Source organism: Ruegeria sp. CF4 (assembly GCF_056537345.1).
The window spans coordinates 93,426-119,246 of the sequence record NZ_JBQFRJ010000008.1 but is presented as its reverse complement, the minus strand read 5'-3'; the positions used below and the strand labels follow the sequence as shown (position 1 = coordinate 119,246).

Here is a 25,821-nt window from a genome sequence, read left to right as displayed (position 1 = left end):
CAAGCGCAACAAAAACCCACGTTTTCAATATGCTAACTATTTGCATCTAGCGCGCAATGAGAACTCGAACGTTAGGTGTTGGCATCCTCTACATCAACGTGCCTTGCTGGTTAAAATCGCACCATATCCCATTGTTTATATTTATATATTAGTAACTTACTTCAAATCCTAAGGACGCAATCGCACACTTCCTCATTGCTTCCTCCTCGAACAATTCAATCCACGGGTTATCAAAAAAACGATAGCAACGTTGATTGGATGCATATGGCTTTTTGAGCGACGCAGAACTGTCCACACGGACAACTTAAACAAGACTATCTGAAGCTCAACCTACCCAAGAGGAAGCAATATGCCAACCTTTTCACCTTTTCCCCCTTTTCCAACAACATCACCGGCACCGATGGCGATGACTTTGTCACCTCGCTGCTCACAGGCGAAGGCACCATCGATACCGGCGCTGGTAACGACACGATCCGCAGCTTCCTGAACGCGGATGAAACAATCAACGCAGGCTCTGGTCGTGATTTCATTGATGCAGGTGCGGGCAACGACACGATCAATGCAGGCACTGGCGTCGACACCGTTCTGGGCGGCGCAGGCAACGACGTGTTCGAGTTCACCGAAGACTTTTTTGCGCCAACCGGCGGCGTGAACAATCTGACTGTCATCGGAGATTTCTCTGCCGATGATCTCATCAACCTGACCGGTTTGGGATCTGATGCCTCCTTCGCTGATCTCGACACCAATGGCGACGGCGTTCTCGGCGAGGGCGACGACAATGTGTTCGCCGGAGCAGACGGCACCTTTGTCGAGCTGTATTTTGACAATGCAACCATTCAGATCGGTAATATCGACGGCATTCCAGAGCTGACCGAGGACCTGTTCTAGATAGGCTGAACCCAGCCTTAAGGCACAAGCGCCTCCGGTCTACCGGGGGCGCATCATGTTTATTTACTCTATTTTTCGACGCCAAGCCCTTGTGGAAAGGATGTTGAAGTGAAGACCGAAAGCCGTTCTGCATCACCCGGAAAAGGCGAACTCCGTTCAGCGCGCGACAGCGGCACGACATTCTTGGGCATCGCTTTTTTCTTCAGTGTTTTCGTAAACCTGCTGATGTTGACCGGACCGCTGTTCATGCTGCAGGTCTACGACCGGGTGCTGAGTTCGCGTGCAATCGAAACCTTGACGGCGTTGTTTCTGCTGGTCGCACTTCTCTACGGCTTAATGGCAATGCTTGATTTTTCACGCGGCCGTATTGTAGCGCGGTTCGGAGCACAGCTGCAAACACAGCTTGAAGAACGCGTATTTGCCGCGACATTGCGCAGGGCGCTGAACCCGAAGATGCGCGGCACACCAGCCTCGGCATTGCGAGATCTTGATACGATACAGGGTCTTTGCGCCTCACCCATTCTGTTGGCGTTGATGGATATCCCATGGACCCCGTTATTTCTGGCGGCGATTTTTCTGTTCCATCCGTGGCTGGGTTGGTTGGCGCTCGGGGGCGGATTGGTGCTGATCGGCATCGCCGTGCTGAACGAAGTCATGACTCGGCGCAAACTGCTGGCAGCGCAATCCCAAGCGGCGCACGCAGCATCATTTTCTGAACACGCAAGGCAAGCGGCAGAAATCGTTTGCGCACAGGGCATGCAGCATAACGTGACCGAACGCTGGTTGCGGCAACGCTCGGTTGCGTTGACGGATTCGATCCGGGCAAGTGATTGGAGCGGTAGCTTTTCATCGCTCACCAAATCGCTTCGTCTGTTCCTGCAATCGGCGATGCTGGCCCTTGGTGCATTGCTGGTGTTGCGCAATGAAATGTCGCCGGGGGCAATGATCGCAGGTTCGATCCTGCTGGGGCGGGCCTTGGCACCGGTGGAGCAATCAATCGGCCAATGGTCCATGATTCAACGGGCGCGTACAGCCTGGCACTCTCTGGACCGATTTCTTCAGACAACTCCGCCGCTGGCCAAGCGAACCAAACTGCCTGAACCCGAGGCCAGATTGGACGTGAAGTCTCTGAACCTTATCCCTCCCGGAGCGGCACAGGCGACATTGCGCAATATATCCTTCCGGCTGGAGCCCGGCACCGCCATTGGTGTGCATTGGTGTGATTGGCAAGAGTGGTTCGGGCAAGACGACATTGGCCAAGGCATTGCTGGGCCTGCTGCCACCCACCGCTGGTGAGATCCGGTTGGGCGGTGCAACGCTGGATCAGTATGACCCTGTCGAATTGGGCCAGTATCTTGGTTATCTGCCGCAGCAAGTGACGCTCTTCCAAGGCACCGTAGCCGAAAACATCTCGCGCCTGTCACTGGACCCTGATCCCGATGCGGTGGTTGCCGCATCTTAAAAGGCCAATGCTCACGAAATGATACTGGGGCTGCCAGACGGTTACGACACCATGCTTGACGGCAACGACAGCCTTCTGTCAGGGGGGCAGAAACAGCGCATCGGCTTAGCGCGGGCGCTATATGGCGATCCGGTTCTGTTAGTATTGGACGAGCCCAATTCGGCGCTTGATGGCGAAGGTACCCAGGCGCTGAACGGGGCCGTGCGTGCGCTTAAATCTGCAGGTAAATCCGCTCTGATCATGACGCATCGCCCTCAGGCCATCGCGGAATGCGACGCACTGATCGTTATGGAGCAGGGTCACGTAGTCCGGGCCGGGCCCCGAGACGAAATTCTTGGCGGAGTGGTCGAGAACGCAAACCTGCTCAAGCGGCAACTCAGCTCGGTTGGTGGATCAACATGAACAAATTGAAAAGGCCAGCGTGGTATATCACCCTGCCCGCCTCGGTCGGATTTGCGGCAGTGGCCATCTTGGTGATTAGTCTCGGCGTGTGGGGAACCCGGACCCAATTGGCAGGCGCCATCGTTTCTAGTGGCGTGATTGAAGCGCAATCCAACCGGCAGGTGGTGGAGCATCCCGATGGCGGCGTTGTAGGCGAGATTCTTGCGCGAGACGGTGACCGCGTGCAACAGGGCGACGTTCTGGTGCGGTTGGATGACACGATACTCGCTTCGGAACATACGATCGTTGAAGGTCAGTTGTTCGAGGCCCTGGTGCGGACAGCCCGGCTGGAGGCTGAGCGTGATGGCTCGGACGCAGCGCAATTGGCGGAGCAATTGCAAAGCTTGCAGCAGACGGAAGCGATCGCGGGAGGCCTCATATCCGGTCAGTTGGACCTGTTTGCCGCGCGCGCCGAAACTCAGGCACAACAAATTGAGCAACTGATCAAACAGCGAATTCAGATCGAAGCTGAAATTGAAGGAACGCAAGCTCAGCTGTTCGCTCTGAAGAAGCAGCTGGTATTGATTGCCAATGAGTTGCAAGACCAAAAAAGCCTGTTTGACAGGGGTTTGACGCCTGCCAGCCGCGTATCCGCACTGGAACGGGAAGATGCTGGCCTGACTGGTGAAATTGGCCGATTGGAGGCAACAATCGCTCGTCTGCGCGGGCAGATCGCATCGACCGAGATTCAGATCGTTGAGTTGCGGGCAATGCGCCGTGAAGAAGCGATCAGCGAGATCCGTGAGTTGAAAGCTGAAATTGCTGAGCTGTCGGAACGGAGGATCGTTCTGAGCGAGCAATTGTTGCGCATGGACATTCGCGCTCCAGTAACCGGGGCCATCCACAGCAGCATCGTGTTTGCAAACCAGTCCGTTATTCAGGCCGGAGAGCCCATGATGTACATCGTACCGCAGGATACCCCTTTGCTGGTGGCTGCACAGGTCGACGCAATCCACGTTGATCAAGTGCACAAAGGGCAGAATGCGACGTTGCGATTTCCGGCTTTCAATCAACGCGAAACGCCGGAGCTGCAAGGACAGGTGATCAACATATCGGCAGATGTTTTTACGGATGAAGCGACCGGTTTCAGCTTCTATCGCGCAGAGCTTATCCCCGAAACCGGTCAAACAGAACGATTGAACGGTCAGGTGTTGCTCCCTGGAATGCCCGTTGAAGCGTTCATCGAAACGGATGCGCGAACGCCGTTGTCTTATCTGATCAAGCCGATGGCGGACTACTTCGTGCGGGCGTTCAGAGAGTAAGCTCGGATCAGTGGCGCAGTGACCGCGCGCAGGCGCGGTCGCGATGAGATATGGATCAGGCCGCAAACAGATTTTGCTTCAGATCCTGATCCAGTTGCGTATCGTTTTCGATCAATGCCTTGATCGCCGGGCGGGACAGAACGCGCTGACGGTAGGCCTCGATATTCGGATAAGTGGTGTGATCCACTTGCGCATAGCCGGACAGCACAAAGAACCAGGTCAGATAGGCGTCCGCTGCCGAAAATCTCTCACCCAGCAGATAAGCGCGCCCGTTCAGGTGGTTTTCCAGTACCTCGAACCGAAGCGGAGCAAGCGCGCGCACGCGGTCTTTTACCTCGTCGGTGGCCTCCTGATAGAACACGACACGGAACAGGCCTTTGTGCAGCTCGGTGGCGCAGAAAGCCAGCCAGCGCAGCATCTGGAAATACTCGGGGCTGGTCGGGTCGACGCGGAAATCCGTGTTCTGTGATTGCGCCTGAATCCAGGCAATCACGGTCGAGGTTTCAGTCAGCCTGGTGCCGTCTTCCAGTTCCAGAACCGAGACCTGACCCAGCGGGTTGATATCATACAGCGATCCGCCGGCTGCCAATTCCTTGGTGGCCAGATTGAGGGGGGCAATATCCAGATCGACCCCGCCCTCGGCCGCAGCAAAACGTGCGGCCAGAGAACAGGTGAGGGGGGCGTGGTAGAGGGTGGTCATGGTAATCTCCGTTACGTACTGCCGCTTATGCCGCAGCCAGATAGTCGGCGGTGGTCACAACTTTGGCATAGGCAAAGGACAGCGCAGACATATACGCCTTGTGCACCTGTTCCGCCGGGATCACTTCGCCATTGAACTCCAGATCGCGGGAAGAGCAGGCATCCTCGACCACCGTGACGTTCAGGCCGATATCGGCGGCGTTACGGGCGGCGGCGTCGATGCACATGTGGCTCATGTCGCCAGCGATGGTCACATCGCTCACCTCATGTTCTGCCAACAGTGCCTGCAGATTGGTATCGCGAAAGGCGTTGACGTAGTGCTTTAGCACCTTGTGTTCCCCCTCCTGCGGGGTGACCGAGCTGTGGATTTCGGCGCCCGGTGTGTTCGGCGCGAAGAAGGGTGGGTTGTCGATCTGGAACTCGTGATGCACATGCACGACCATCTGCCCGGCATCGCGGGCCTGCTGCAGCAACCGAGCGGCGTTGGCAGCGCTGTCTTCGATCTTGTGCAGCTCCCATTTGCCGCCCGGAAAATAGTCGTTCTGAATGTCGATCAGGATCAATGCGGATCTAGTCATCTTGGTCTCCGTTTCTCGGTCTGTATCCAGCGCTGATTTAAGGCACCGGTCGCCGTAAGTTGACTGGCGCATTGGACATAAAACGCGTTAAATCTGACAAATGACACAACCCGCTCTGACCATCGGCCTTGCCGCCTATCCCGAGGCTCAAAACGCCGCGATTCACGGGTTGCAGGACCTGTTTGCCGTGGCCAACCGGTTCCAGCAGAACCATTCCGTACGGCCACGCCTTGTGGAAACGCAAGTCATTCGAAATTTCAACAGGGATGACAGCCGGTTAGAGGCATTGATCCTGCCTCCTGCTCTGGGCCAGCGCATCAGCGGTGCGAAAGAACAAGCCCTGGTTAACTGGATTCAGCGCCATCATCGCCGGGGTACATTGATCTGTTCGATTTGCGCTGGCGCATTCCCGCTGGCAGCCACCGGCCTGTTGGACGGACGGCAGGCAACAACCCACTGGGCACTGGCGACAGACTTTGCCAATCAATACCCTCAAGTGCAGCTGCAGGCAGACCGGCTGCTGATCGACGATGGCGATATCATCACCGCCGGAGGCTTGATGGCCTGGACCGATCTGGGCCTGCGTCTGATCGCACGCTTTATGGGACCTGCTGTGATGCTGCAGGTCGCACGGTTCTTCCTGATCGACCCGGGCGAACGAGCCCAAAGCTTCTACAGCTCATTCTCGCCCAACCTGACCCATGGGGACGATGCCATACTTCGCGTGCAACATTGGCTTCAGATGCGATATGCAAGTTCGGTTACCGTGTCCGAAATGGCCCGTACCGCGCGCCTTGAACCGCGCACTTTCGGACGTCGGTTTCAATCCGCGACCGGGCTCAGCCCATCGGAATACCTTCAGCAGCTGCGTGTCGCCAAAGCCCGCGAACGGTTGGAGCTGTCGCAGGCCAGCATCGAAACCATTGCACGGGCGGTGGGTTACATGGATATCTCGGCCTTCCGCCGCATGTTCCACAAGATTGTAGGGCTGTCGCCGGGAGAGTACCGAAAACGGTTCTCACCGGCGAAAGCCTGACCTGACGTCAACGCCAGGGACAATCATCAGGCCAATAGCGAATGTATGGCCGTTAATCGCAACATGTTTGAGCGTTCAGACATGTGGCCGAACACTCAAACTGCAATCATCGGGACTGCTTAGGAGCGCAAACGCTTACCTTCGGGATCGAAAGGCGCATCCTTCAATATACGTGCAGTATGCGGTTTACCCAGAACCTGGATCACCACCTCATCCCCGGGTTGCGCGACATTCGGGTCGGCATAACCGATCGCCAATGACTTACCAACGGAATAGCCATAGGCACCCGAAGTCACCCGGCCAACTGGCTTACCATCTGACGTGAAGATCGGCTCACCTCCGGTCGCGTCCGCATCCTCGCTCACATCTAGCTCGAACAGTGACAGGAGTTCGCGCGGGGCGTTGTCTTTGACCGCCAGATAGGCCTCCTTATGCAGGAACCCCTTGTCCAACTTGATCAGGCTGGCCAAACCGACCTCTTGTGGCCAGTATTCCTGAGAATACTCCCTGCCCCAGGAGCCATAACCTTTTTCAATGCGCAGCGATCCCAGCGCGCGACCGCCAACCGGCCCGCCGCCACAGTCTTTTGCCACTTCGAGAAGGGCGGTGTAGAGGGCGACCTGATCCTCTTGCGCGCAATGCAGCTCCCACCCCAGATCACCGGTAAAGCTGACCCGGATGGCCACACAGTCCACTCCAGCAACGGCTATTTTCCGGGACCTCATGAAGCGAAACGCCTCGTTGGACAGATCGGCATTGGTCAGGCGCGCCAGCCCCTCGCGCGATTTGGGTCCTGCAATGTTGAAGCCCGCGATACGATCGGTCGCGATTTCGAGCGTGGTGCCTTCGGGCAGCGGCACCATGTTGAAGAAACGTTGATGATAACGCTCGGCCATACCAGAACCGATCATCATGTATTCATCATCATCCAGTTTGGTGATCGTAAAGTCGCCCGCAACGCCGCCGCGTACCGAGATCAGCGGCGTCAGGCAGCTGCGCCCCACTTCGGTAGGCACGCGATTGGCCACGAGACGGTCCAGCCAATCATAGGCGCCCGGCCCCTTGATGACGTAATTTGCGAAGTTCGAGATGTCGATGACACCTACATTTTCGCGTAGCATCCGCACCTCGCATCCAACCGGATCAAACCAATTCTGGCGCGTAAAGCCGTTAGTCTCTTCTGTGCCAGGTTCATCAGCAAACCAAAGCGGATGTTCCCAGCCGCAGTTCAGGCCAAAGACGCAGCCCATTTCCTTCTGCATTTCATAGGCCGGGCGCACACGGGCCGGGCGACCAGCGCTGCGCTCCTCGTTCGGGAAATGGATCTTGAAACGGTGGGTATAGGCGTCCTCGACCCGTGCCTTGGTGAACTTCTTGTCAGCCCAGTCACCAAAGCGGGCGAGATCCCAGGCGAACATGTCGTATTGAGGCTCGCCTTCGATCATCCATTGCGCGGCCAGCAGGCCCAGCCCCCCCGATTGTGAGAAGCCAGGGATCAGCCCCCCGCACAGGAAGTAATTCTTCAGCTCGGGCACCGGCCCCCACAGCATATTGGCATCTGGCGACCAGATCATGGGCCCGTTGATCACCCGTTTGACCCCTGCCGTTGCAGCAACCGGCACACGTTCGGTGGCGCGAATGACATTCTCCATGATCCGGTCCAGATCATCGGGGAACAAATCATGAGCGAAGTCCAACGGCGTGCCCTCTTCCGCCCAAAACTTCATGTTTTTCTCATAGGCACCGATCAGCAGCCCGTTGCCTTCCTGACGGAAGTAATACTCGCCATCCCGGTCGGCGATTGAGGGCAGACGACGGCCCAGATTGGCCACCTCGTCGATGGTTTCGGTCACAAAATACTGGTGCTCAGTCGGTTGCAGCGGCAACGTCAGCCCCGCCAGAGCCGCTACCTCTCGACCCCAGAGACCGGCAGCATTGACCACCCATTGAGTGTGAATGTCGCCCTTGGGCGTGCGCACGATCCAGCTACCATCAGGTTGTTGTTCGGTCGCGATCACCGGGCAAAACCGTTCAATGGTCGCACCCATGGCCCGAGCTCCGGCGGCATAGGCATGAGGCACGCCTGACGGGTCCACGTTGCCGCCATCTGGTTCGTACATGATGCAACGAATGTCATCGAACTGCGCCAGCGGGTGAAGTTCCTTCGCCTCTTCACGGCTGACCTCATGGAAATTCAGGCCATAGAAACGCGCCTTGGCCTCCTGAAGACGCAGCTGGTGTTCCCGTTCTTCGGTCTGAGCAAGATAAAGCGATCCGGGCTGGAACACGCCGCAGCTTTGACCGGTTTCCTTCTCCAGCTCTTTATACAAGTTCATCGTATAGTGCTGAATGCGCGTAATGTTGTTGTTGTCGTGTAACCCGTGGATATTCGCCGCCGCGTGCCAGGTCGAACCGGATGTCAGTTCGTCGCGCTCCAACAACACAACATCGGTCCAGCCGAGCTTGGCCAGATGGTACAGGATCGAGCAGCCGGCCAGCCCGCCACCGATAACAACAGCTTGTGCATGAGTTTTCATGAGTGTTTGTCCTTTGGCACACCGCTGCTCAAGCGGCGATCTCTTTCATGACAGCTAGGAACTTGGCGACTTCACCGATCGAGTTGTAGTGGCACATCGAAACGCGCACACAGGCGTCAAAGCCCAGCGGCGTCAGGATGTTGCCGGAGTAATGGTCCGCCTTGCGCAGATGCGTGCGGATCCCTTGTTCGTTCAGCTTTTTAACAACCTCAGCCGAGTCCACACCTTCAACGCGCAGCGATACCAGACCCTCGCGCGCTGGATTGTCGACACCCCCCAGAATGGTGACCTTTTCCATCTCGGCCAGACCACTAAGGTTCCCGGTGCCGTGGATCATGGCATCGGTCAGCGCCTTTTCCTGAGCGTGAATGGCATCGCCTGCCGCCAGAAACTTGCCGCGCCGATCGGTGGCATCGCTCACCTGACTGCCCAGCCATTCGAAATAGGACACGACGTCGGACATGGTGGCATAAGCTCCGGTGTCGCGCGTGCCCATTTCCCAATTGCCTGCGGGACCATCCAGCAAAGCATTGTGCTCGAGTTGGGTCAGACGGTCAGAAATCCACGCCACGCCGTATCCATGGCGAGAAAAGACTTTGTACGGAGAGATCACGTATCCATCGATATCGTAGGCAGTCAGATCAATCCGGCCATGAGCTGCATGCTGAATACCATCCACGATGATGAAGCAGTCCGGCGCGACAGCGCGAATGGCCTGCGATACAGCAGCCACATCCACCCCCATTCCCGTTACGGGCGAGGTGTGTAAAATCGTAGCCACCTTGGTATCCGGCGTCACAGCAGTGGCATAAGCCTCGGCGGTTATGGTGCCCGTGGCGTCATCATGGCGTATCAGTACATGTTCCTGCCCTGCAATACGGGCCCAGCGGTCACAAGCCGACCGCGTCGCCGGATGCTCCAGAGTCGATCCCAGCACAATACCGGAATCAGTTCCCAGGCAGGCGTTCATGATCAACCGAAACAACAGTTCGGTTCCGCTTTCGCCTACAAAAAACTGCCCGCCGGGCGCGTTCATGAAATCCCGCATATCCGCCTTGGCTGCATTGATCGTTGCAACCAGCGCATGAGACCCCGGGTTGTCACGCCCCTGATTGTCCGGGATCGCGGCATAACGAACAGAACTATCCAGCACGGAATTCAACGTCAGCGCCCCTCCGGCGTTTTCGAAGAAAACCCGCTCACCCTGTTCGGGACAATGATCGATCTGAGCGAAACGGTTACGGACCTGTTCCTGCAGGCTTTCAGAAAATTGGCTCATGTAGTTGTGCCCGTGCGTGGTGGATGTGGTGTTGCTTTCGCCAAACTTAGTGTGGTTCGCGACCTAAGACTTGCAAAATAATACAGGCCAATGCATCCGAAAACTCTGTGCAAGAGCTTCGACAATTCCGATGCACCTTTCAAACGTGGCTTTACATTTGGCTTGTCCTTCAAAGTGAACAAAGCAGGTCCGGCGACTGAACCGCGCCAGCGCACCATTGGATTTCGTGTTCGTTCTGGCGCCGGAATATGCTGATCATCCATGTCGGGCATTGGTCTCCGAAGCAGCCTTCACCAGCCAATCCTGAAACAGGCGAACTGGGGGTGTTACGGATTTTCCCCTGAGCTTGACGTAGTAGGCCCAAGGGCTATCCAGATCAAATTCCAGGGGCTCGATCAGCAACCCACGCTCCAGGTAGGGTCGCACAAGTGATTTAGGCAAGGCCACGCAGCCCAGCGATTTGGCGGCGAGTTCCATCGCGAGATTGGAGGCATTGGTCCGAGGGCCCTCTTTCTGATTGAGATCCTGAAGTCCAAACTCTGCCGCGATCTTTTCCCAATATGCGGGCCTGCCCAGAATGTGGATCAAACGCGCATCCTGCAATTGCTGCGGCTCGGTGAGCGCGCTGCCCCTCACCTCGAAACCGGGCGCACAGACTACGGTCAACTTGTCCAACCACAATCGCGTCAATCCGTCTGCCACGTCATCAACATGATTGAGCGTGATGGATAAGTCCGAGACATTTGGTTCGACATCAGTCCAGATCGTGCCATGTACGGTCAAAGCGATATCAGGGTGGACCTCTGCGAACCCTTGAATGACGTCAGGCAGCCAGTTCTCTGCCAGACTGACCGGGCATGAAACGACCACGGTTCGATTGTGCGAGCGCTGGACAATCGACTGCGTCGCTGCATCGATCTCCTGCAGCGCATGACGCACCGATGGCAAATAGGCTTTCCCCACATCCGTCAGCGACAGTGACCGCGGATGCCTCACGAATAGCGGGCGTTTTATGAACTCTTCCAACGAACGCACATGATTGCTTACGGCTGACTGGGTACAGTTCAACTCTTCAGCCGCACTGGTGAAACTCAAATGCCGCGCGGCAGCCTCGAATGAGCGCAAGAAGGAGAGGTGAGGCAGAGTCATCATAGCGGGCACATCCGAGACAGGTATCAGGCCAATTAGGCCGCATAATCCGAAGCATTTCGCCCATTTGCGACCTCAGAACTGGTTCGTTCGCGACACGACTGTTCGATAGTCACAAAAAATCCGGTGCCATAGCCCGCAGTTTGTTTTCGTGCCGCATACCGAAAAGAGGTCTAAATTGGCCAGAGACATCCGAATTCCAAACCTCAACGCATGCAGGCAAGCCGTGACGGACACTTTTGATAAGGTTGCAAGTTTTACCCTTGCCAGCAAGGTCGAGGATTTCCCCGATACAACACTGCAAGCGGCAGCGCTCATGCTGCTGGACACGCTGGGCATCACAATCGGGTCTGGTCCCATGGCCGCCGGAACAATTGCCCGGGATACGGCTCGGGCACTCTATGGTGCGGGCGAAGACGCACTTGGCGCGCGAATGGTTTTCGACGGCCGCCGTGTCAGCGTGGCCGGTGCAGCCTATGCCGCGGCCACCCAGACAGACAATCTGGATGGGCATGACGGGTACAATCCTACCAAGGGGCATATCGGCGTTGTGATCGTCCCCGCTCTGATGGCGCTTGCCGAGACGGTCGATGATTTCTCGGGTCCCGAAGCACTGGCCGCAGTCACCATCGGCTATGAAATCGCCGGACGTGCGGGCATCGCTCTGCACGATACTGTAAGCGATTATCATACTTCGGGAGCGTGGAACGCCTTGGGGGTTGTTGCGCTTGCCGCACGGATGCGCGGCCTTGATGCAAATCAGATGCGTCAAGCAATGGGCATTGCAGAATATCACGGCCCCCGCAGCCAGATGATGCGCGAGATCGCCAATCCAACCATGCTGCATGATGGCTCAGGCTGGGGCGCGCTGGTGGGCGTATCTTCGGCCATTTTGGCCGAGAAAGGTTTCACCGGAGCGCCTGCAATCACCATCGAAGCTGACGATGTCGCCCCGCATTGGCAGGACCTTGGTCAGTTCTGGCAGATGGAGCGTCAGTACGTAAAACCCTATCCGATCTGTCGCTGGGCACATGCTGCCATTGATGCAACGCGCGCATTGATGCGCGAACACGACCTGAGCCACCACGACATCGCGTCCATTCAGGTCAACACGTTCCATGAAAGCGCCTGTCTGTTCCAGGGCATGCCCGACGACACCTCAAAAGCACAATATTCCCTACCCTTTGCGGTCGCCACGATGGTCGCCCACGGGCGTATCGGGGTCGAACATATCACCGGAGCTGGCCTCTCGGACCCGCTGGTGGCCTCGATTGTTGATCGCATTTCCATAGCCGAGACGGCGCGCCATTCGGACCGTTTTCCCAAAAGCCGCTTCGCCGATGTCAGCATCGTGCTGAAAGACGGAGGTCAGCTGGACTCGGGCGATGTACATGCCCGCGGCGGTCCCGAAGCTCCGATGGATCGAGACGAGGTTATCGGCAAGTACATGGAATTTGCCGCACCATCGCTGGGCGAGGCCCGGGCTGCCGCCATTCGTGAGGCGGTGCTGGGGCTGACCGATCCGACCTCAAAGTTCTCGGATCTGGGCGCATTGATCTACGACGCGCCTGACAGGGCGTAAGCGGAACCAATGCAATGCCTTTGAGTCTGTTGAAATACACGCTGTCGGACACGTACCCAGAGACCGAAGATATCCCGGCCACGCTCGATCTGAAGCCCAGCCATGATGCCTTGATCAACAGTGGTGGCATCCACAATCTGGCCTATGCCCAAAGCCAGATCGCCCAGATCCGCGTCGGCCGTGTTGAAGCGACCTCATGGCGCTCTGAGCATCAGGGACAGGACAGGTTCTGCATCTTCGTCGACATCTCATCCACTGCTTTTCACCCAGACGACTGAAACCGCTGCTCAGGAATTCAACAAAGAGGTCGCGTTGTGAAATCCCCCGTTACCATTCTGCACACAGACAACCCCGAGGCATCAAAGGCCGTGCTCACCCAACAGCATCCGGATCTGGAAATCCACACCTGCGACAGCTACGAGGCTCTGCCCCAAATGATCGCGGATACGCAAGCCGAGGTGGTCTATTCCGTCCGCTTCGCGGGCACGCCCGACTTCCCCCGTCAGGCGTTGATTGATGCCCCCAGCGTAAGATGGGTCTCGGTGGGTGGATCAGGAACGGATCATATGAACCCGTGGGATACAGAGACGTTCACCGTGACCAACGCCGCAGGCGTCGCAGCGGATATGATGGCGCAATATGCGTTGGGGGCAATGCTCCATTTCTCGCTGGACATTCCCGGGTTCCGAGACGCTCAAGCACGACGGGACTGGATTCCGGGCAAGGTCGAACCGATCGACGGTAAGACCGTGTTGATCCTGGGCCTTGGTCAAACCGGTATGGCCGTCGCAGCCCGGTGCAAAGCGATGGGTTTTTCCACGATCGGCGTGCGTGCGCATCCCAAAGATACTCTGAATGTTGACGAGGTGCATGGCATGGACGCCCTGCCCGACCTTTGGCCGCGGGCCGATTTTATCGTTGCCTGCGTGCCATTACTGGACAGCACCAAGGGTCTGGTCAACGCCTGTGCTTTCGCCAGGATGAAACCCAGCGCGGTGATCATTGACGTCTCACGCGGGGGCGTGATTGACGAGGCTCCACTGGTCCACGCGTTGGAGACCGGCGCCTTGAAAGGGGCTGCTCTGGATGTCTTCGCCATCGAACCTCTGCCTGCAGAGCATGTGCTGTGGGGGTTCAGTAACGTGATCATTACCCCGCATTGCTCATCGGTTTACGAGGGCTGGGATCTCAAATCCGTTGAGATGTTTTCAGACAACCTCTGGCGATATCGCAAGGGCGAAGCGCTGACAAATATCGTCAACCCGAAACGAGGATACTGACATGGCACGAGAAAGACGCAGCGCCCGTTGCGGTGGTCGGCGGGGCAAAAGTGATCGCAGCAGTGCAAGCATCCAGCAGCTGCCCTGGCAAAATGTAGTCAACACACCCCCCAAAATGGAACTGCTGAGCGAAGAGCAGTTGGATCAGCTGCACGCGACCTCGATGCGTATCCTGTCCGAGGCCGGAATTCGCGTTATGGGCGACAATGTGATGGACCTGTTCGAGAAGGCCGGAGCATTGGTGGACCGTGATACCAAGACCATCCGCATTGACGAAAGCATCGTTACCGAGGCGCTGAAAACCGCCCCCGAAACCTTTACGCTGACAGGCCGTAACCCGGATAAGCGTATCACGATGGGAGGCAACCATGTCAATTTCGGCCTCGTCGCGGGCCCGCCGAATGTACATGACTGCGTCAACGGTCGGCGGCCGGGCAACTATGAAGATTACTGCAACTTCATCAGACTGGCCCATCACTTCAACGCCATCCACCTGATCGGCAATCAGGTGACCGCACCGCTTGAGATGCCCGCCAACAACCGGCATCTGGACACCTATGACGCCAACCTGAGCTATAGCGACCTCAGCTTTCACTCCACGGCGATTGGACGGGGCCGTGCAATTGACGGCATCAACATGATGGCGATAGCACGCGGCATGACGCTGGAAGAGATGCGTACCGATCCGGGACTCATTACGATCATCTCGGTCAACTCTCCGCGCCTGTTCGACGACGCGATGGGTGACGGTTTGATCGCCATGGCCGAGCATGGCCAACCGGTTACGATCACACCGTTCACTTTGATGGGGGCAATGACCCCGGTCACCCTTCCCGCCGCGCTGGCGCAACAGAATGCTGAGGCGCTGTTTGGCGTCACCCTGACCCAGCTGGTCAATCCCGGCACGCCGGTGATGTATGGGGCTTTTACCTCGAATGTAGACATGCGCTCGGGTGCGCCTGCCTTCGGTACACCGGAAAACACCAAGGCCAACATGATCAGCGGCCAGCTAACGCGGCGATATGGCATTCCGTACCGGACCTCGAACGCCAACGCCTCGAACGTGGTTGATCTGCAGGCAGCGTATGAGACGATGATGGCCACATGGGGTGCCGTTCTGGGCGGGGCAAATCTGGTCTATCACGCGGCCGGATGGCTCGAAGGTGGACTGACCGCATCCTATGAGAAACTCGTTATGGATGTGGAAATCCTGCAGAACATGATCGAGTATCTGAAGCCGCTGAAATTCGACGAAAGCGAGCTTGGATTTGATGCGATCAAAGACGTGCCTACCGGCGGCCATTTCTTCGGCACCGAACACACGATGGAGCGTTACGAGACCGCGTTCTACGCTCCGATGCTGTCCGACTGGCAAAACCACGGCGCGTGGGAGGCCGCAGGATCAAAAACTGCACTGAACCGGGCAACCGAAATCTGGCAACAAGCGCTGCGGGAGTATGAAGAACCCGTGATGGACCCCGCGATCCGCGAGGAGTTGGACGCCTATATCGCCAAGCGCAAAGAAGAGATTGGCGGGGACGAACCGTAGGAACAAAAAAAAGGCCGGGTCATCAGCCCGGCCTTTGTTTACAGAAGGTCGAACAAACGCCCCGGCACATTACCCTGCCGAGGCAAGTCCAAGGCTCGCATCAACGCAAACATCATCGCTTGGTTCGAGGTCACAACCGGTTTGTTCAATGTCGCCTCAATCCGGTCGACGGCTTCGACGGCACGCATATCGGTGCAACTGAGTACAATGGCCTCGGCCTCGGGGTGGTCGGCCTGACAGGCCAGATCGAACACCTCGTCAGGGGTCAGCTCACCCTGACCATAGTTTCCCAGCTCGCGGCCAATATCGGCGCATTTAACCGTTGTGATCTGGTTTTGAGCCAGAAAGTCCACCGCTTGCATGTTTATCTCGCCAAGATAAGGCGAAGAAAAGCCAACCTTGGTCACACCCAGCGTCTTGATGGCGTCCACCAAAGCCCCAGCCGCCGTGAACGACAGCGCGCCCGATCCGGCCTTGATGTCTTGTGCCAGTTGCTCGTCGAACGACGGACCATGGGTCAGCGTCGCAGAGGTACAACCATACAGCACCACATCGGGCCGCACGCCCGAGATCATCTTCAGGTCATGGCTGATATCAGATGCCCCAAGGCCAGCCATCTGATCCGAGCCGGGGATCTCGTCCACGTCATATCCACCCATGCGCTGGAAATGCACCGTTGTATCCGGGCAACGCATCAGCATCATATCCGCTTCGAGATTGGTGTTGGTGAAGGGCACCAACACGCCGATCTTAGCCCGTGTGCGGGTCTCATGTGTCATGACGTCACCTCTTTCAGAACGGCCAGACAGCGGTCCATGATGTCCTGCTCGCATATCGTGGCGCGCAAACAATCACCCAGACCATAGCCCCCCATGCCGCGCATCAGCAGCCCTTCGGCCCGCAGGGCAGCGTCCGCCCTTTGCGCGGTTTCAACATCTGCAAATCGGATCAATACGAAATTGGTATGGCTGGGTGCAACAGACAGCCCCAGCGCCCGGCACCCGTCGGCAAAGCGATCCCGAATGGCAGCAGTTTTCGCCACCGTTTCGCGCATATGTGCCTGATCGCGCATCGCTGCCGTGGCCATGGCTTGCGACGGGGTCGAGACATTGTTGGGGTTCAGCAACTTGCGCACCTCATCCGCAACCGCAGGTGGGAACAGACCCCAACCCGCGCGCGCGCCTGCCAGTCCATAAGCCTTGGAGAAGGTGCGCATGACCACAGTATCTCCACGATCCACCAACGCGAATATCTCGGCGGGGTCCTGAGACTGATCGGCGAACTCGGCATAGGCTTGGTCGACCACCAGCAAAACATCTTCCGGCAGGGCATCGCGCAGACGGATAATGTCTGCATTCGGGATCAGAGTACCGGTCGGATTTCCCGGGTTGCAAACGAAGACGATCCGCGTCTCGGGTACGACAACTGCCAGAATGTCATCGACCGAAACGGTCAGACCCACCTCGTGCGCTTTCACATAGTCCGCCCGCACCTGCGCCGTCGCCGAGGCCACATAGGCATAACCGTAATCCGTGCCCAGCACGCGGTCACCCGGCCCGGCAAAAGCGCGGATAAGGCAGCCGATCAGTTCCATCGACCCGGCCCCGCACAGGATATGCTCAGCCGTCACATCATGCGTTTCGGCAATCGCCGTGCGAAGCTCGGGCCAGTCGGGATCGGGATAGAGCGGCATCTGCTGCAGTGTCGACTGCCCCGCCGCGATTGCTGCGGGGCTTACCGGAAAGGCACTTTCGTTCTGGGCCAGAGAAACGGTGTCCGGACCGCCCAGATCAGCCAAGGCGTAGGCAGCCATCTGCCGGACATGATCAACCGCCCGGATCATGACGCACCCCCATAGACCTTCGCGCCTTCATCCGTGACCAATCCGCGCTTAAGATCCAGCGCCAGAGCCTCTGGATCTCTCTTGACTGGATCGCCGAATCCGCCGCCGCCGGGCGTATCGAAGATCAGATAGTCATCACCTTCCACACGCAACTCGCCCTTGCCAGGGATGTCGCTATCACCATCGCGGAACCGGATGCGCCCCGGCGCACCGGGTTGTCCGCCCATGCGACCAAGGGCCGGGAATTTCAGACGTTCGACAGAAAGGAACACAATGAACGGGGCATTGTTGGACGAGGTCATCTCAATCCTCTGACCCAATCCACCGCGATACTGACCGGCACCACCGGAATCAGGCAGCAGTTCGCGCCGCCACATGATCACAGGGGCCACACTTTCGGTGATCTCGACCTGAGAACCGAAGACCCCCGATGGATAAGCAGTCGCCGACAACCCGTCAGCATGGGGCCGCGCGCCAGTGCCACCGTTGTGCACGGGTTCGATTGCAAACTCGCGCCCACCATTTGCCGCGACTTCGGGCGCATGGCGCATAGGTAGGTCGAACATGCACGAGGCACCTTCGGCAGGAACCTGATCCGGCAGTGCCCGATGCAAACAGCCCAACACCAGATCGGGGGTCACCTGCCCCAGCGTATGACGCATCGCCACCGGCACCGGGCGCTGCGCATTCAGGATGCAACCTTTGGGGCCATCGACGGTAAATGGTTCCAACGAACCCGCGTTGTTGGGAATATCCGGCCCGACGATGCAGCGCAGGGCAAAGACCGTGTACGCCGTGGCATAGTTCAGCGGCACGTTGATGCCCTTTTTCGAACAGCCCGACGTGCCGGTGAAATCCACATGCATCCCGTCCTTGGTGACGGTCAGAGTGGCGTGCAATTCCAACTCGTTCTCGTAGCCATCCATGCGAAGAACGTTCTTGTAAACGCCCTCGGGCACTTCGGCGATGGCCTCCAACGCGCCCTTACGCGAGGTGTCGATGATGTAGTTGCCCAGCGTGTCCAGATCATCGATCCCGAATTCGTCCATCATCGCAACCAGACGGGTCACCCCGGCCTCACAACAAGCGATCAGGGCGTAGATATCACCCTCGTTGGCGATCGGCTCGCGCGAGTTGGCGCGGATGATGTCCATCAGCAGCGCGTTGGGCGCCCCTTCTTCGACCAGTTTGCAGGGCGGGATCAACAGCCCTTCGTCGTAGATATCCGAACCTTCGGGACCCATACCAAGACCGCCCAAATCCACCAGATGCGAGGTGCAGGAGGTGAAGCCAACCACTTTACCATCCTTGAAGGCGGGCATCATCAGCAGGAAGTCATTCAGATGCCCCGACGCCAACCAGGGGTCATTGGTCATATAGATGTCGCCGGGTTTCATGTCCTGCAATGCAAAGCGCGCGCGCAGATGCAGCACGGCTTCGGCCATCGTATTGATATGGCCCGGTGTACCAGTCACGGCCTGAGCCAACATCCGGCCGTTGACGTCAAATATCCCGGCAGAGATGTCACCGCATTCGCGTACGATGGGCGAGAAAGCAGCGCGGATCAGGGTCTGACCCTGTTCTTCGACCACCGCCAACAGGCGGTTCCACATCACTTGCAGGCGGGCGGTGGAAAGTTCGGCAGTCATCATGCGCCTCCTTTCTGGTCTTGAACAAGGACAAGGTTGCCGATGGCATCCATATGTGCCGAGAAATCGGCGGATACGAGCGTGGTGGTTTGTGGTTCGTGGATCAATGCAGGGCCCGAGACGTGATCGCCGGGTTTCAGATCAGCACGAGCCACAAAAGCCGCGTCTTTTGCTTTACCATCGACATCACAAGTGATGGGGCGTGTTTCAGTCACGACGAACACCGACCTATCAGGCGTTCCCGGCACCGGCGGCACTGCGCTATCGGGGGTGGCGACGCGCACCGCCCAGTTCAGAATCTCAATCTTCATCCCCGGCACGGGGCGCGAGAATTGTTTGCGATACTCTTTCTCGAATGCAGCGGTCAGAGGGGTGATATCCTCGACCGACAGTGCCCGATCAGGGAGGGTGATCTCGATCTCGTGCCCCTGCCCGTTGTAACGCATGAAGGCGGTGCGTTGGATCTCGGTCGGCGCATCGCCTGCGCCTTGGGCCACGACTTCCTTTGCCTCCGCAATCATAACGTCGAACAGACGGTTCACGCCGTCCATATCCATACTGTCCAGCAGTGAATAGCGCGAGCGGACGATCTCGAACGAAACCGGCGCAAACAGGAAGCCCACCGCAGACCCGACGCCCGGATTAGGTGGGACCACGATGCGCGACACACCGGCAGAGCGTGCCACCCGACTGGCATGCAGAGGGCCGTTGCCGCCAAAAGCGATCATCGTGCGCGGTCCAAGGTCCTTGCCGCTTTCCACTGCATGCATCCGCCCGGCGCTGGCCATGCTCTCGTCCACGATACGGCTGACTCCGTCGGCGGAGCCCACAGCATCAAGGTTCAGCTTTTCACCAATCACACGGGTCAGTGCAGCCTTGGACCCTTCGGGATCGAGTTGGATATGCCCCTCGGCGAAGGTATCTGGCACAATGTACCCGAGGGTGATGTCGCTATCGGTCACGGTGGGATCGGTGCCTCCGCGCATGAACGCCACTGGCCCCGGTTCAGACCCGGCCGATTTCGGGCCAACGGTCAGGCGGCCCAAGCGATCCACACCCGCGATCGAGCCACCGCCAGCGCCGATCTCGATCATCTCGATCACCGGGATGCGCACGGGCATGCCCGACCCCTTGATAAACCTTGCGGCACGCGCGATTTCGAATGACCGCGAGGTTTGCGGGCGTGCGTTGTCGATCAGGCAGAGCTTCGCCGTGGTGCCCCCCACATCAAAGGACAGAACCTCGTCCAAACCAGCCCGTGCGGCGATGCGCGCGGCCAGAATGGCCCCACCCGCCGGACCGGATTCGACCAAACGGATGGGAAACCGGGCAGCCGTCTCGACCGTACACATGCCACCACCTGCAGTCATCATCAGGATCGGACAGGTGATCCCTTCGGCCTCGAACTGGTCGACAAAACGGGCCAGATAACTCTCCATCAACGGCTGAATATAAGCGTTGGCCACGGTGGTGCAGAGCCTGTCAAATTCGCGCGCTTCCGGACTGACATCAGAAGAAATCGAAATCGTCAGATTGGGGCGATGCTCGCTCAGGATTTCTCGCAATCGCCGTTCGTGAGCAGGGTTGGCATAAGCATGCATCAAACAGATGGCGATGGCCTCGGCCCCGCTTGCATCAATCTCGGCAAGCAGGCCATCGACCTGCGTTTCATCAAGGGGGATCAGCACCTCACCCTCGACAGACATCCGTTCACTTATGGTCAGGGATCGTTCCCGCGGGACCAGCAGGTCCGGATTTTCCAAGTTGATATCGTATTGGGAATACCGCCGCTCGTACCCGATATCGAGGATATCGCGAAAACCTTCGGTGCAGATGGTCGCCACAACGGCCCCGCGCCGTTCGATCAGCGCGTTGGTTGCCAGGGTGGTTCCATGGATGAACCCAGTCACCTCAGCCAGAGACCGGCCAGATTGCGCCATGACACGAAGTGCGCCCTCCATAGCGCCTTCAGCAGGGTTTTGATGAGTAGTCAGGGTCTTGGTCGAGGCCAACATGGTCTCGTTACCGGAAACCAGAACTGTGTCGGTAAATGTGCCGCCAATATCAATGGCCAGGCGCAGCGCAGTCGTCATGTATCATCCCGTGTTCTTGTGAGTGTAAGCAACAAAAGCACCCTTGCGGGTGGTTACCAACACATCGGCACAAGGTCACAACCGGTTGCACGGCGGCCCAAGCAGCTGGGGATGATCTGACAAGTCATGCAGGCATAATGCGTGCTGACGCGTTGGCTACTAGCGAGTTTGCGACAAAGCGGCCTGCAAGCGACAAAATTCTCGCTATCGGGCAGAATAGGCTACCAGGTCTAGCCTGTAGATTTACGGGAACTTGTCCCGCGAACCATCATCGACCGGGGTTTGGCCTGGAATAAACGCTGTTCGCCATGCTCCAGACCGTATCAACCCATTTCGTATAGTTGAGACGCCCAAGCGAGCACGCTCTCCCCGCGATAGCGTCGCTTGGCTGCCATACTCCTCCCTTGCCCTCGCGTTTCACCTGATGCAGACTTTTACGTAGAGGAGGAATGCCTGTTTCACCGCTGCGCCTACTCGTGAACAGCCCAGCACGGTTTCATGCTTTGGGAGGACTCTATCATGACATCCAAGACCGCGGGTCCCACGCCACCCGACAATCTGTCGCCGCAGCAGCAAGCCATGCCTGAAGTCAACAGGCTGACGGTGGATGATATCACCGCATCGCTGAAGGATGGCTTTTCTGACTTCCTCGCGCGCCCCTTGATGAGTGGTTTTTTCGGCCTGTTCTATGCGGTTTTCGGCATCCTGTTTGTGTGGTGTCTGGTCTGGCTCGGAAAGATCTGGATGATCATTCCTGCAGCGGTAGGCTTTCCGCTGGTGGCACCATTCGCTGCCGCCGGGCTTTATGAAATGTCCCGTCGGTTGCAGAAGGGTGAGAGTTTCGGCTGGTCCGAAATCCTCACTGTCATGGCCAATCAACGCAAGCGTGAAATGGGCTGGATGGCCTTTGTCACGCTGTTCATTTTCTGGGTATGGACCTACCAGATCCGCCTTTGGCTGGCGATCACCCTGCAGAAATCATCCTTCTCGGATTTTGAAGGGTTTTTGAACATCGTATTCTTCACACCGCAGGGCTGGACCTTTCTGGCGATCGGCACCTGTGTCGGTGCCTTTCTGTCGGCTGTCCTGTTCTCGGTGACCGTTGTTGCCATGCCCATGCTGCTCGACCGGGAAACCAATTTCGTATCCGCCATGTTAACTTCCATCCGCGTCGTCACCGAGAGCCCCGTGGTCATGCTGAGCTGGGCGGCGATCATCTCGGTCACCATGCTGTTGTCGTTGGTTCCGGCATTTCTTGGCCTGATCTTCACCCTGCCAATCCTCGGCCACACCACATGGCATCTCTATCAGCGGGCTGTGTCACCGGCAGAGGTGTGATCACTAGATTCCCAACCTATAACAACTGGTTGCGGGGCTATGTACGATACGTGCCGCGAAATCTCTGTTCACGACATCGCGAACACGATCTCAAACCGTGCTCCGCTCTCTGAAGGTATCAACGAGATCTGCGCGCCATGTGCCCTCAGAAGATTTTCCGCGATTGCCAGACCCATGCCTGTGCCCCCTTGTTCGCGAGCCGTCGTGAAGAAAGGCGCAAAAATCCGGTCCCGGTTGCCCTCGGAGATCCCCGGACCATCATCCTGTACGATCAATTGTCCCGGCGCCGCGCTGAGCACCACCTGACCCGCCCCGTGGCGGCAGGCATTGTCCAACAATTGCTGTAAAACCACTTGCAGGCCTGATGCGGCCAGCGGCAGACGTTCGTCAACGCTTTCAAACCGAAGGGGCAGGTCCGGGAAACGTGCACGCAGATCTTCTGCAAGCTCTGCCAGCGTACATGTTCCGTGATGCTCTGGTGCCCGTGCGGCAGCGACACGGTTGAGGGCGCTGAGCTGGGTTTGCATCTGATCGCTGGCACCCAGAATCTGTTGCAGCAACGCACGGTCTTGATCCGTTAGCCCCTTGGCCTCCTCCAGCAACTCCGCCGCTGCGCGGATCGAGGTTACCGGTGTTTTCAGCTCATGCGTGACATGGTCGGCGAAACTGCGGATCGAGGTTTCACGTCGTTGCAGAGTTTGAGCCATACCGAGAACCGAGCCGGCCAGACGGGACAGTTCCTGCGTGCCATAGTGCCGAGGCGGGTCCGTGCGTTGACCACGCTCGACCGCCCCGGAATAGGCGGCTAATGCCGAAATCGGCCGAAGCAACAAGCGCACCAACAGATATCCCAGTACGCCGGTGGCCAGTCCAATCAGGCCCGCCAACAAGACTGCCGCGTTGCGAAAGCCGACCTCGGGGCCAAGATAGCGCAACGCGATGAGGCCCAGCAACGACAGAACCAGCGTTCCCGCCAGTGCGCCGCCAAGCACAAAGCCCAACGATGGGCGCCACTTGCGCCTCAGCTCGGCCATGCGCCCATCCGTAGGCCGATGCCATGCACGGTTTCGATGGCGCTGGCCCAACCGTTTTCGCCCAGTTTGCGGCGCAAGTTGCGCAGATGGCTATCCAGCGTTCGGTCCGCAATCGCGCTGCCCGCACCGTAGATCGCATCAATCAATTGCGGGCGCGAGACGATTGCCTCGGGCGTTTGCATCAGGCGGCGCAGGATCGATAGCTCGGTCGCGGTCAGGGTCAGCGGTGCCCCATCGAGCTTGGCGGAATGACCTGAAGCATCCAGTTCGACCGGACCATGGCGCAGAATGGCCATCACACCTCGGGTCGTGCTGCGTTTCAGGATCGCCTTGATCCGCGCCACCAATTCGCGCGGACTAAAGGGTTTGGTGACGTAGTCATCCGCCCCAAGCTCGAGACCCAGAATCCGATCAACCTCATCATCGCGAGCCGTCAGGAACAGGATCGGCACTTCTGAGCGCGCGCGTAGCTTGCGACAGACCTCAAGGCCATCCAACTCGGGCAACCCGACATCCAGCACCACCAGATCGGGGGCTTCGCGCATGGCATGGGTCAGCGCCATTTGCCCGTCGCGGGCGGTGACAACCTGATAGCCCGCGCGTTCCAGCGTAATCGAGACCAGCTCGCGCAGGCGCGGGTCGTCATCCACGACGAGGATTTTCATCAGATGCCTCCGGCTTCGCTTCGGTGGTCAGATTACGGATCACTCGATCCGCGCGAAACCCCCATTCCCGCCAATTGGTGATCTGTGGGGTCCATGCGGAACAGCCTGTTGGGCGCGGAGAGCGCGCGAGCTCTGCGGCGGCCATTGGGCCAAGCCGACAGACATAATATGCGTCGTAACGCTGCGGATGGTTCAGGTTCTCGCGCGCGATCAGCGCTGCAAAGTTCACGAAACAGCAGGCATAGAGCACACCGAACCCCAACCCGGCGGATCGCACCAGCAGCCATCGGTTCGATTTGCCCCGCAAGATTTGCCAGCCAGTCAAACACAGCCCGGCGGCCACCAATGCCATCCAGATCGCTGCATGTACCCGCAGATAGGTCAGCCCGTAAGCCTCGACATAGAGGGATAAGCGCATGAGGGACGAGATCACCAGCAACACGTTCTGACCTAACCACAGCATCATCCAACGGGTCAGACCCTGCCGCTCAGCTAGAAACGGGCGGGCGGCCAATGCGAAGGCTCCAGCCAACAATGCGGTCGCCAGCAGGGGATAAGCGCCGCGATGGGCATATTCCGCGTGGCCCATACCCTCGGGAAGCTCTGCATTTCCCCAAAGAAACGCCACATCCATGATCGTTTGAACCGCCAGGAGCAGATTGAACGTTATCAGCGCATTGGCGACGGACCCGGCATTCAAACCAAACCCGGGCAGAGACCGGCTGCGTTGAGGTCCAACACGCGGGGCCAGCAAGCCGGGCTGTATTGCCACGGCCAGAAACGGCCAGATCACCATCGAAGCCCCGAGCCAGAACAGAACCCGGTCAAACCGGAGGTCGAAGCGCCACAGCCTATCAAGCCAATCTGACAATACCGGATTTGCCGAGACCATGAGAGAGATCAGGATCAAAGCTCCGCCAACCGGGAAACCCCAAGCCCGCAGCAATCTCAAAATCGCTCCGTCAGCACGCGATACCGTCTGACTATGCCGGATCGCTTCAATTGCCTGCCGGATGGCGAGAAACGGGACTTGCGACAGAAATCTTCGATAAGACGCGCCACTCCATTGGCCCAAAACAGCCCAACACAACGCAACAGTCGAACCGCCCAACAGGAAAGCAACCGATAGGGCCTGCACATATTCCACGACCGGCAGAACGCTCAGGACCAACAAAACCGCAGGCCCGATCAGCCCGGTGCGCCTGCCCAGAAGCAGCCATACGACGCCCGCCACAGCCAGCGCGAATATGGCCAGCGACACCCCCGGTGCATAATCCAGAAACAATACATCCGCCAACGCGACAAGAATTGCCAAACCTCCAACAGCGTGGCGTTTGCCCGGCCCCAAGCTGCCGTCGCTCCTGTTGCCTTTCTGCTCGGGCGCATCAAACCACCAGCTGTCCTGCAAAACCGACGCGGGAACTCCGCGCACGATGAACTGTCCCATATCACTGCTC

General features: G+C 58.1%; 20 protein-coding genes and 2 pseudogenes. 10 read left to right on the top strand and 12 right to left on the bottom strand.

Going from position 1 to position 25,821, the window contains the following annotated elements; genetic code table 11:
• Window positions 1-318: 318 nt before the first annotated feature.
• The 4 genes and pseudogenes from ACR0NF_RS16240 to ACR0NF_RS16225 form a co-directional block, all read left to right on the top strand.
• Window positions 319-597, top strand: a pseudogene (locus tag ACR0NF_RS16240) (hypothetical protein); the annotation flags it as partial.
• Between the two features lie 9 nt (window positions 598-606).
• A complete protein-coding gene (locus ACR0NF_RS16235) occupies window positions 607-888 on the top strand; it encodes a hypothetical protein (RefSeq protein ID WP_480561559.1) in 282 nt (93 codons plus the stop codon).
• A gap of 108 nt (window positions 889-996) precedes the next feature.
• Window positions 997-2,752: pseudogene (locus ACR0NF_RS16230) on the top strand (type I secretion system permease/ATPase).
• Complete coding sequence (locus tag ACR0NF_RS16225) at window positions 2,749-4,053, top strand: HlyD family type I secretion periplasmic adaptor subunit (protein ID WP_480778585.1); 1,305 nt, start codon at window positions 2,749-2,751, stop codon at window positions 4,051-4,053. The pseudogene ACR0NF_RS16230 and the gene ACR0NF_RS16225 overlap by 4 nt, the downstream one beginning before the upstream one ends.
• A gap of 55 nt (window positions 4,054-4,108) precedes the next feature.
• Here ACR0NF_RS16225 and ACR0NF_RS16220 read toward each other — a convergent pair whose 3' ends face one another.
• Window positions 4,109-4,753, bottom strand: coding sequence for a glutathione binding-like protein (locus ACR0NF_RS16220; RefSeq protein ID WP_480667431.1), 645 nt, complete (start codon window positions 4,751-4,753; stop codon window positions 4,109-4,111).
• A gap of 25 nt (window positions 4,754-4,778) precedes the next feature.
• Window positions 4,779-5,330 (bottom strand): cysteine hydrolase family protein, encoded by a 552-nt coding sequence (locus ACR0NF_RS16215; protein WP_480667432.1) that lies wholly within the window; start codon window positions 5,328-5,330, stop codon window positions 4,779-4,781.
• Between the two features lie 100 nt (window positions 5,331-5,430).
• Here ACR0NF_RS16215 and ACR0NF_RS16210 point away from each other — a divergent pair, with 100 nt between their 5' ends.
• On the top strand, window positions 5,431-6,366 hold the full coding sequence (locus ACR0NF_RS16210; RefSeq protein WP_480667433.1) for a GlxA family transcriptional regulator: 936 nt from the start codon (window positions 5,431-5,433) through the stop codon (window positions 6,364-6,366).
• A 119-nt stretch (window positions 6,367-6,485) separates the two neighbouring features.
• On the opposite strand, the gene ACR0NF_RS16205 is transcribed toward ACR0NF_RS16210, so the two are convergent.
• The 3 genes from ACR0NF_RS16205 to ACR0NF_RS16195 form a co-directional block, all read right to left on the bottom strand.
• On the bottom strand, window positions 6,486-8,903 hold the full coding sequence (locus ACR0NF_RS16205) for a GcvT family protein (RefSeq protein ID WP_480778584.1): 2,418 nt from the start codon (window positions 8,901-8,903) through the stop codon (window positions 6,486-6,488).
• 28 nt (window positions 8,904-8,931) lie between these two features.
• Window positions 8,932-10,182 carry an aminotransferase class V-fold PLP-dependent enzyme gene (locus tag ACR0NF_RS16200; RefSeq protein WP_480472450.1) on the bottom strand — a complete coding sequence of 417 codons (1,251 nt, stop codon included), beginning with the start codon at window positions 10,180-10,182 and terminating at the stop codon, window positions 8,932-8,934.
• Between the two features lie 255 nt (window positions 10,183-10,437).
• The gene (locus ACR0NF_RS16195) at window positions 10,438-11,331 is read right to left on the bottom strand and encodes a LysR substrate-binding domain-containing protein (RefSeq protein ID WP_480472448.1); all 894 of its coding nucleotides are present in this window, start codon (window positions 11,329-11,331) and stop codon (window positions 10,438-10,440) included.
• Between the two features lie 226 nt (window positions 11,332-11,557).
• Here ACR0NF_RS16195 and ACR0NF_RS16190 point away from each other — a divergent pair, with 226 nt between their 5' ends.
• From ACR0NF_RS16190 to ACR0NF_RS16175, 4 genes are read left to right on the top strand one after another with little or no spacing between them, the layout of a single operon-like run.
• Window positions 11,558-12,913, top strand: coding sequence for an MmgE/PrpD family protein (locus ACR0NF_RS16190; RefSeq protein ID WP_480472446.1), 1,356 nt, complete (start codon window positions 11,558-11,560; stop codon window positions 12,911-12,913).
• A gap of 14 nt (window positions 12,914-12,927) precedes the next feature.
• Entirely contained in the window at window positions 12,928-13,191 is a 264-nt protein-coding gene (locus ACR0NF_RS16185) for a hypothetical protein (protein ID WP_480472444.1), read from the top strand.
• Between the two features lie 36 nt (window positions 13,192-13,227).
• Window positions 13,228-14,193, top strand: coding sequence for a D-2-hydroxyacid dehydrogenase (locus ACR0NF_RS16180; RefSeq protein ID WP_480472442.1), 966 nt, complete (start codon window positions 13,228-13,230; stop codon window positions 14,191-14,193).
• Between the two features lies 1 nt (window position 14,194).
• Window positions 14,195-15,742 (top strand): trimethylamine methyltransferase family protein, encoded by a 1,548-nt coding sequence (locus ACR0NF_RS16175; protein ID WP_480778583.1) that lies wholly within the window; start codon window positions 14,195-14,197, stop codon window positions 15,740-15,742.
• Between the two features lie 38 nt (window positions 15,743-15,780).
• Here the strand turns inward: ACR0NF_RS16175 and ACR0NF_RS16170 are convergent, their stop codons facing one another.
• Genes ACR0NF_RS16170 through ACR0NF_RS16155 form a run of 4 tightly spaced genes read right to left on the bottom strand, consistent with a single transcriptional unit; the run spans window position 15,781 to window position 21,327 of the window.
• Window positions 15,781-16,521, bottom strand: a complete 741-nt coding sequence (locus tag ACR0NF_RS16170) for a maleate cis-trans isomerase family protein (protein ID WP_480778582.1) — start codon at window positions 16,519-16,521, stop codon at window positions 15,781-15,783.
• A complete protein-coding gene (locus ACR0NF_RS16165; RefSeq protein ID WP_480778581.1) occupies window positions 16,518-17,585 on the bottom strand; it encodes a pyridoxal phosphate-dependent aminotransferase in 1,068 nt (355 codons plus the stop codon). The genes ACR0NF_RS16170 and ACR0NF_RS16165 overlap by 4 nt, the downstream gene beginning before the upstream one ends.
• Window positions 17,582-19,234, bottom strand: a complete 1,653-nt coding sequence (locus ACR0NF_RS16160; RefSeq protein ID WP_480658890.1) for a hydantoinase B/oxoprolinase family protein — start codon at window positions 19,232-19,234, stop codon at window positions 17,582-17,584. Before ACR0NF_RS16160 ends, ACR0NF_RS16165 begins: the two co-directional genes overlap by 4 nt.
• Complete coding sequence (locus ACR0NF_RS16155; RefSeq protein WP_480778580.1) at window positions 19,234-21,327, bottom strand: hydantoinase/oxoprolinase family protein; 2,094 nt, start codon at window positions 21,325-21,327, stop codon at window positions 19,234-19,236. Before ACR0NF_RS16155 ends, ACR0NF_RS16160 begins: the two co-directional genes overlap by 1 nt.
• 519 nt (window positions 21,328-21,846) lie before the next feature.
• Between ACR0NF_RS16155 and ACR0NF_RS16150 the strand changes: the two genes are divergently transcribed.
• The gene (locus ACR0NF_RS16150; RefSeq protein WP_480472430.1) at window positions 21,847-22,665 is read left to right on the top strand and encodes a DUF2189 domain-containing protein; all 819 of its coding nucleotides are present in this window, start codon (window positions 21,847-21,849) and stop codon (window positions 22,663-22,665) included.
• A 68-nt stretch (window positions 22,666-22,733) separates the two neighbouring features.
• Here ACR0NF_RS16150 and ACR0NF_RS16145 read toward each other — a convergent pair whose 3' ends face one another.
• From ACR0NF_RS16145 to ACR0NF_RS16135, 3 genes are read right to left on the bottom strand one after another with little or no spacing between them, the layout of a single operon-like run.
• Window positions 22,734-23,699 (bottom strand): sensor histidine kinase, encoded by a 966-nt coding sequence (locus tag ACR0NF_RS16145; protein WP_480778579.1) that lies wholly within the window; start codon window positions 23,697-23,699, stop codon window positions 22,734-22,736.
• Window positions 23,687-24,364, bottom strand: coding sequence for a response regulator transcription factor (locus ACR0NF_RS16140; protein ID WP_480472426.1), 678 nt, complete (start codon window positions 24,362-24,364; stop codon window positions 23,687-23,689). Before ACR0NF_RS16140 ends, ACR0NF_RS16145 begins: the two co-directional genes overlap by 13 nt.
• The gene (locus ACR0NF_RS16135) at window positions 24,342-25,811 is read right to left on the bottom strand and encodes a DUF4153 domain-containing protein (RefSeq protein WP_480472424.1); all 1,470 of its coding nucleotides are present in this window, start codon (window positions 25,809-25,811) and stop codon (window positions 24,342-24,344) included. The genes ACR0NF_RS16140 and ACR0NF_RS16135 overlap by 23 nt, the downstream gene beginning before the upstream one ends.
• Window positions 25,812-25,821: the final 10 nt, after the last annotated feature.

What these genes read in the sequence shown, in the direction of transcription:
- ACR0NF_RS16225 (WP_480778585.1), top strand. Translation starts at nt 2,749, where the DNA reads ATGAACAAATTGAAAAGGCCAGCGTGGTATATCACCCTGCCCGCCTCG.
- ACR0NF_RS16220 (WP_480667431.1), bottom strand. Translation starts at nt 4,753, where the DNA reads ATGACCACCCTCTACCACGCCCCCCTCACCTGTTCTCTGGCCGCACGT.
- ACR0NF_RS16215 (WP_480667432.1), bottom strand. Translation starts at nt 5,330, where the DNA reads ATGACTAGATCCGCATTGATCCTGATCGACATTCAGAACGACTATTTT.
- ACR0NF_RS16210 (WP_480667433.1), top strand. Translation starts at nt 5,431, where the DNA reads ATGACACAACCCGCTCTGACCATCGGCCTTGCCGCCTATCCCGAGGCT.
- ACR0NF_RS16205 (WP_480778584.1), bottom strand. Translation starts at nt 8,903, where the DNA reads ATGAAAACTCATGCACAAGCTGTTGTTATCGGTGGCGGGCTGGCCGGC.
- ACR0NF_RS16200 (WP_480472450.1), bottom strand. Translation starts at nt 10,182, where the DNA reads ATGAGCCAATTTTCTGAAAGCCTGCAGGAACAGGTCCGTAACCGTTTC.
- ACR0NF_RS16195 (WP_480472448.1), bottom strand. Translation starts at nt 11,331, where the DNA reads ATGACTCTGCCTCACCTCTCCTTCTTGCGCTCATTCGAGGCTGCCGCG.
- ACR0NF_RS16185 (WP_480472444.1), top strand. Translation starts at nt 12,928, where the DNA reads ATGCCTTTGAGTCTGTTGAAATACACGCTGTCGGACACGTACCCAGAG.
- ACR0NF_RS16175 (WP_480778583.1), top strand. Translation starts at nt 14,195, where the DNA reads ATGGCACGAGAAAGACGCAGCGCCCGTTGCGGTGGTCGGCGGGGCAAA.
- ACR0NF_RS16170 (WP_480778582.1), bottom strand. Translation starts at nt 16,521, where the DNA reads ATGACACATGAGACCCGCACACGGGCTAAGATCGGCGTGTTGGTGCCC.
- ACR0NF_RS16165 (WP_480778581.1), bottom strand. Translation starts at nt 17,585, where the DNA reads ATGATCCGGGCGGTTGATCATGTCCGGCAGATGGCTGCCTACGCCTTG.
- ACR0NF_RS16160 (WP_480658890.1), bottom strand. Translation starts at nt 19,234, where the DNA reads ATGACTGCCGAACTTTCCACCGCCCGCCTGCAAGTGATGTGGAACCGC.
- ACR0NF_RS16155 (WP_480778580.1), bottom strand. Translation starts at nt 21,327, where the DNA reads ATGACGACTGCGCTGCGCCTGGCCATTGATATTGGCGGCACATTTACC.
- ACR0NF_RS16150 (WP_480472430.1), top strand. Translation starts at nt 21,847, where the DNA reads ATGACATCCAAGACCGCGGGTCCCACGCCACCCGACAATCTGTCGCCG.
- ACR0NF_RS16145 (WP_480778579.1), bottom strand. Translation starts at nt 23,699, where the DNA reads ATGGCCGAGCTGAGGCGCAAGTGGCGCCCATCGTTGGGCTTTGTGCTT.
- ACR0NF_RS16140 (WP_480472426.1), bottom strand. Translation starts at nt 24,364, where the DNA reads ATGAAAATCCTCGTCGTGGATGACGACCCGCGCCTGCGCGAGCTGGTC.
- ACR0NF_RS16135 (WP_480472424.1), bottom strand. Translation starts at nt 25,811, where the DNA reads ATGGGACAGTTCATCGTGCGCGGAGTTCCCGCGTCGGTTTTGCAGGAC.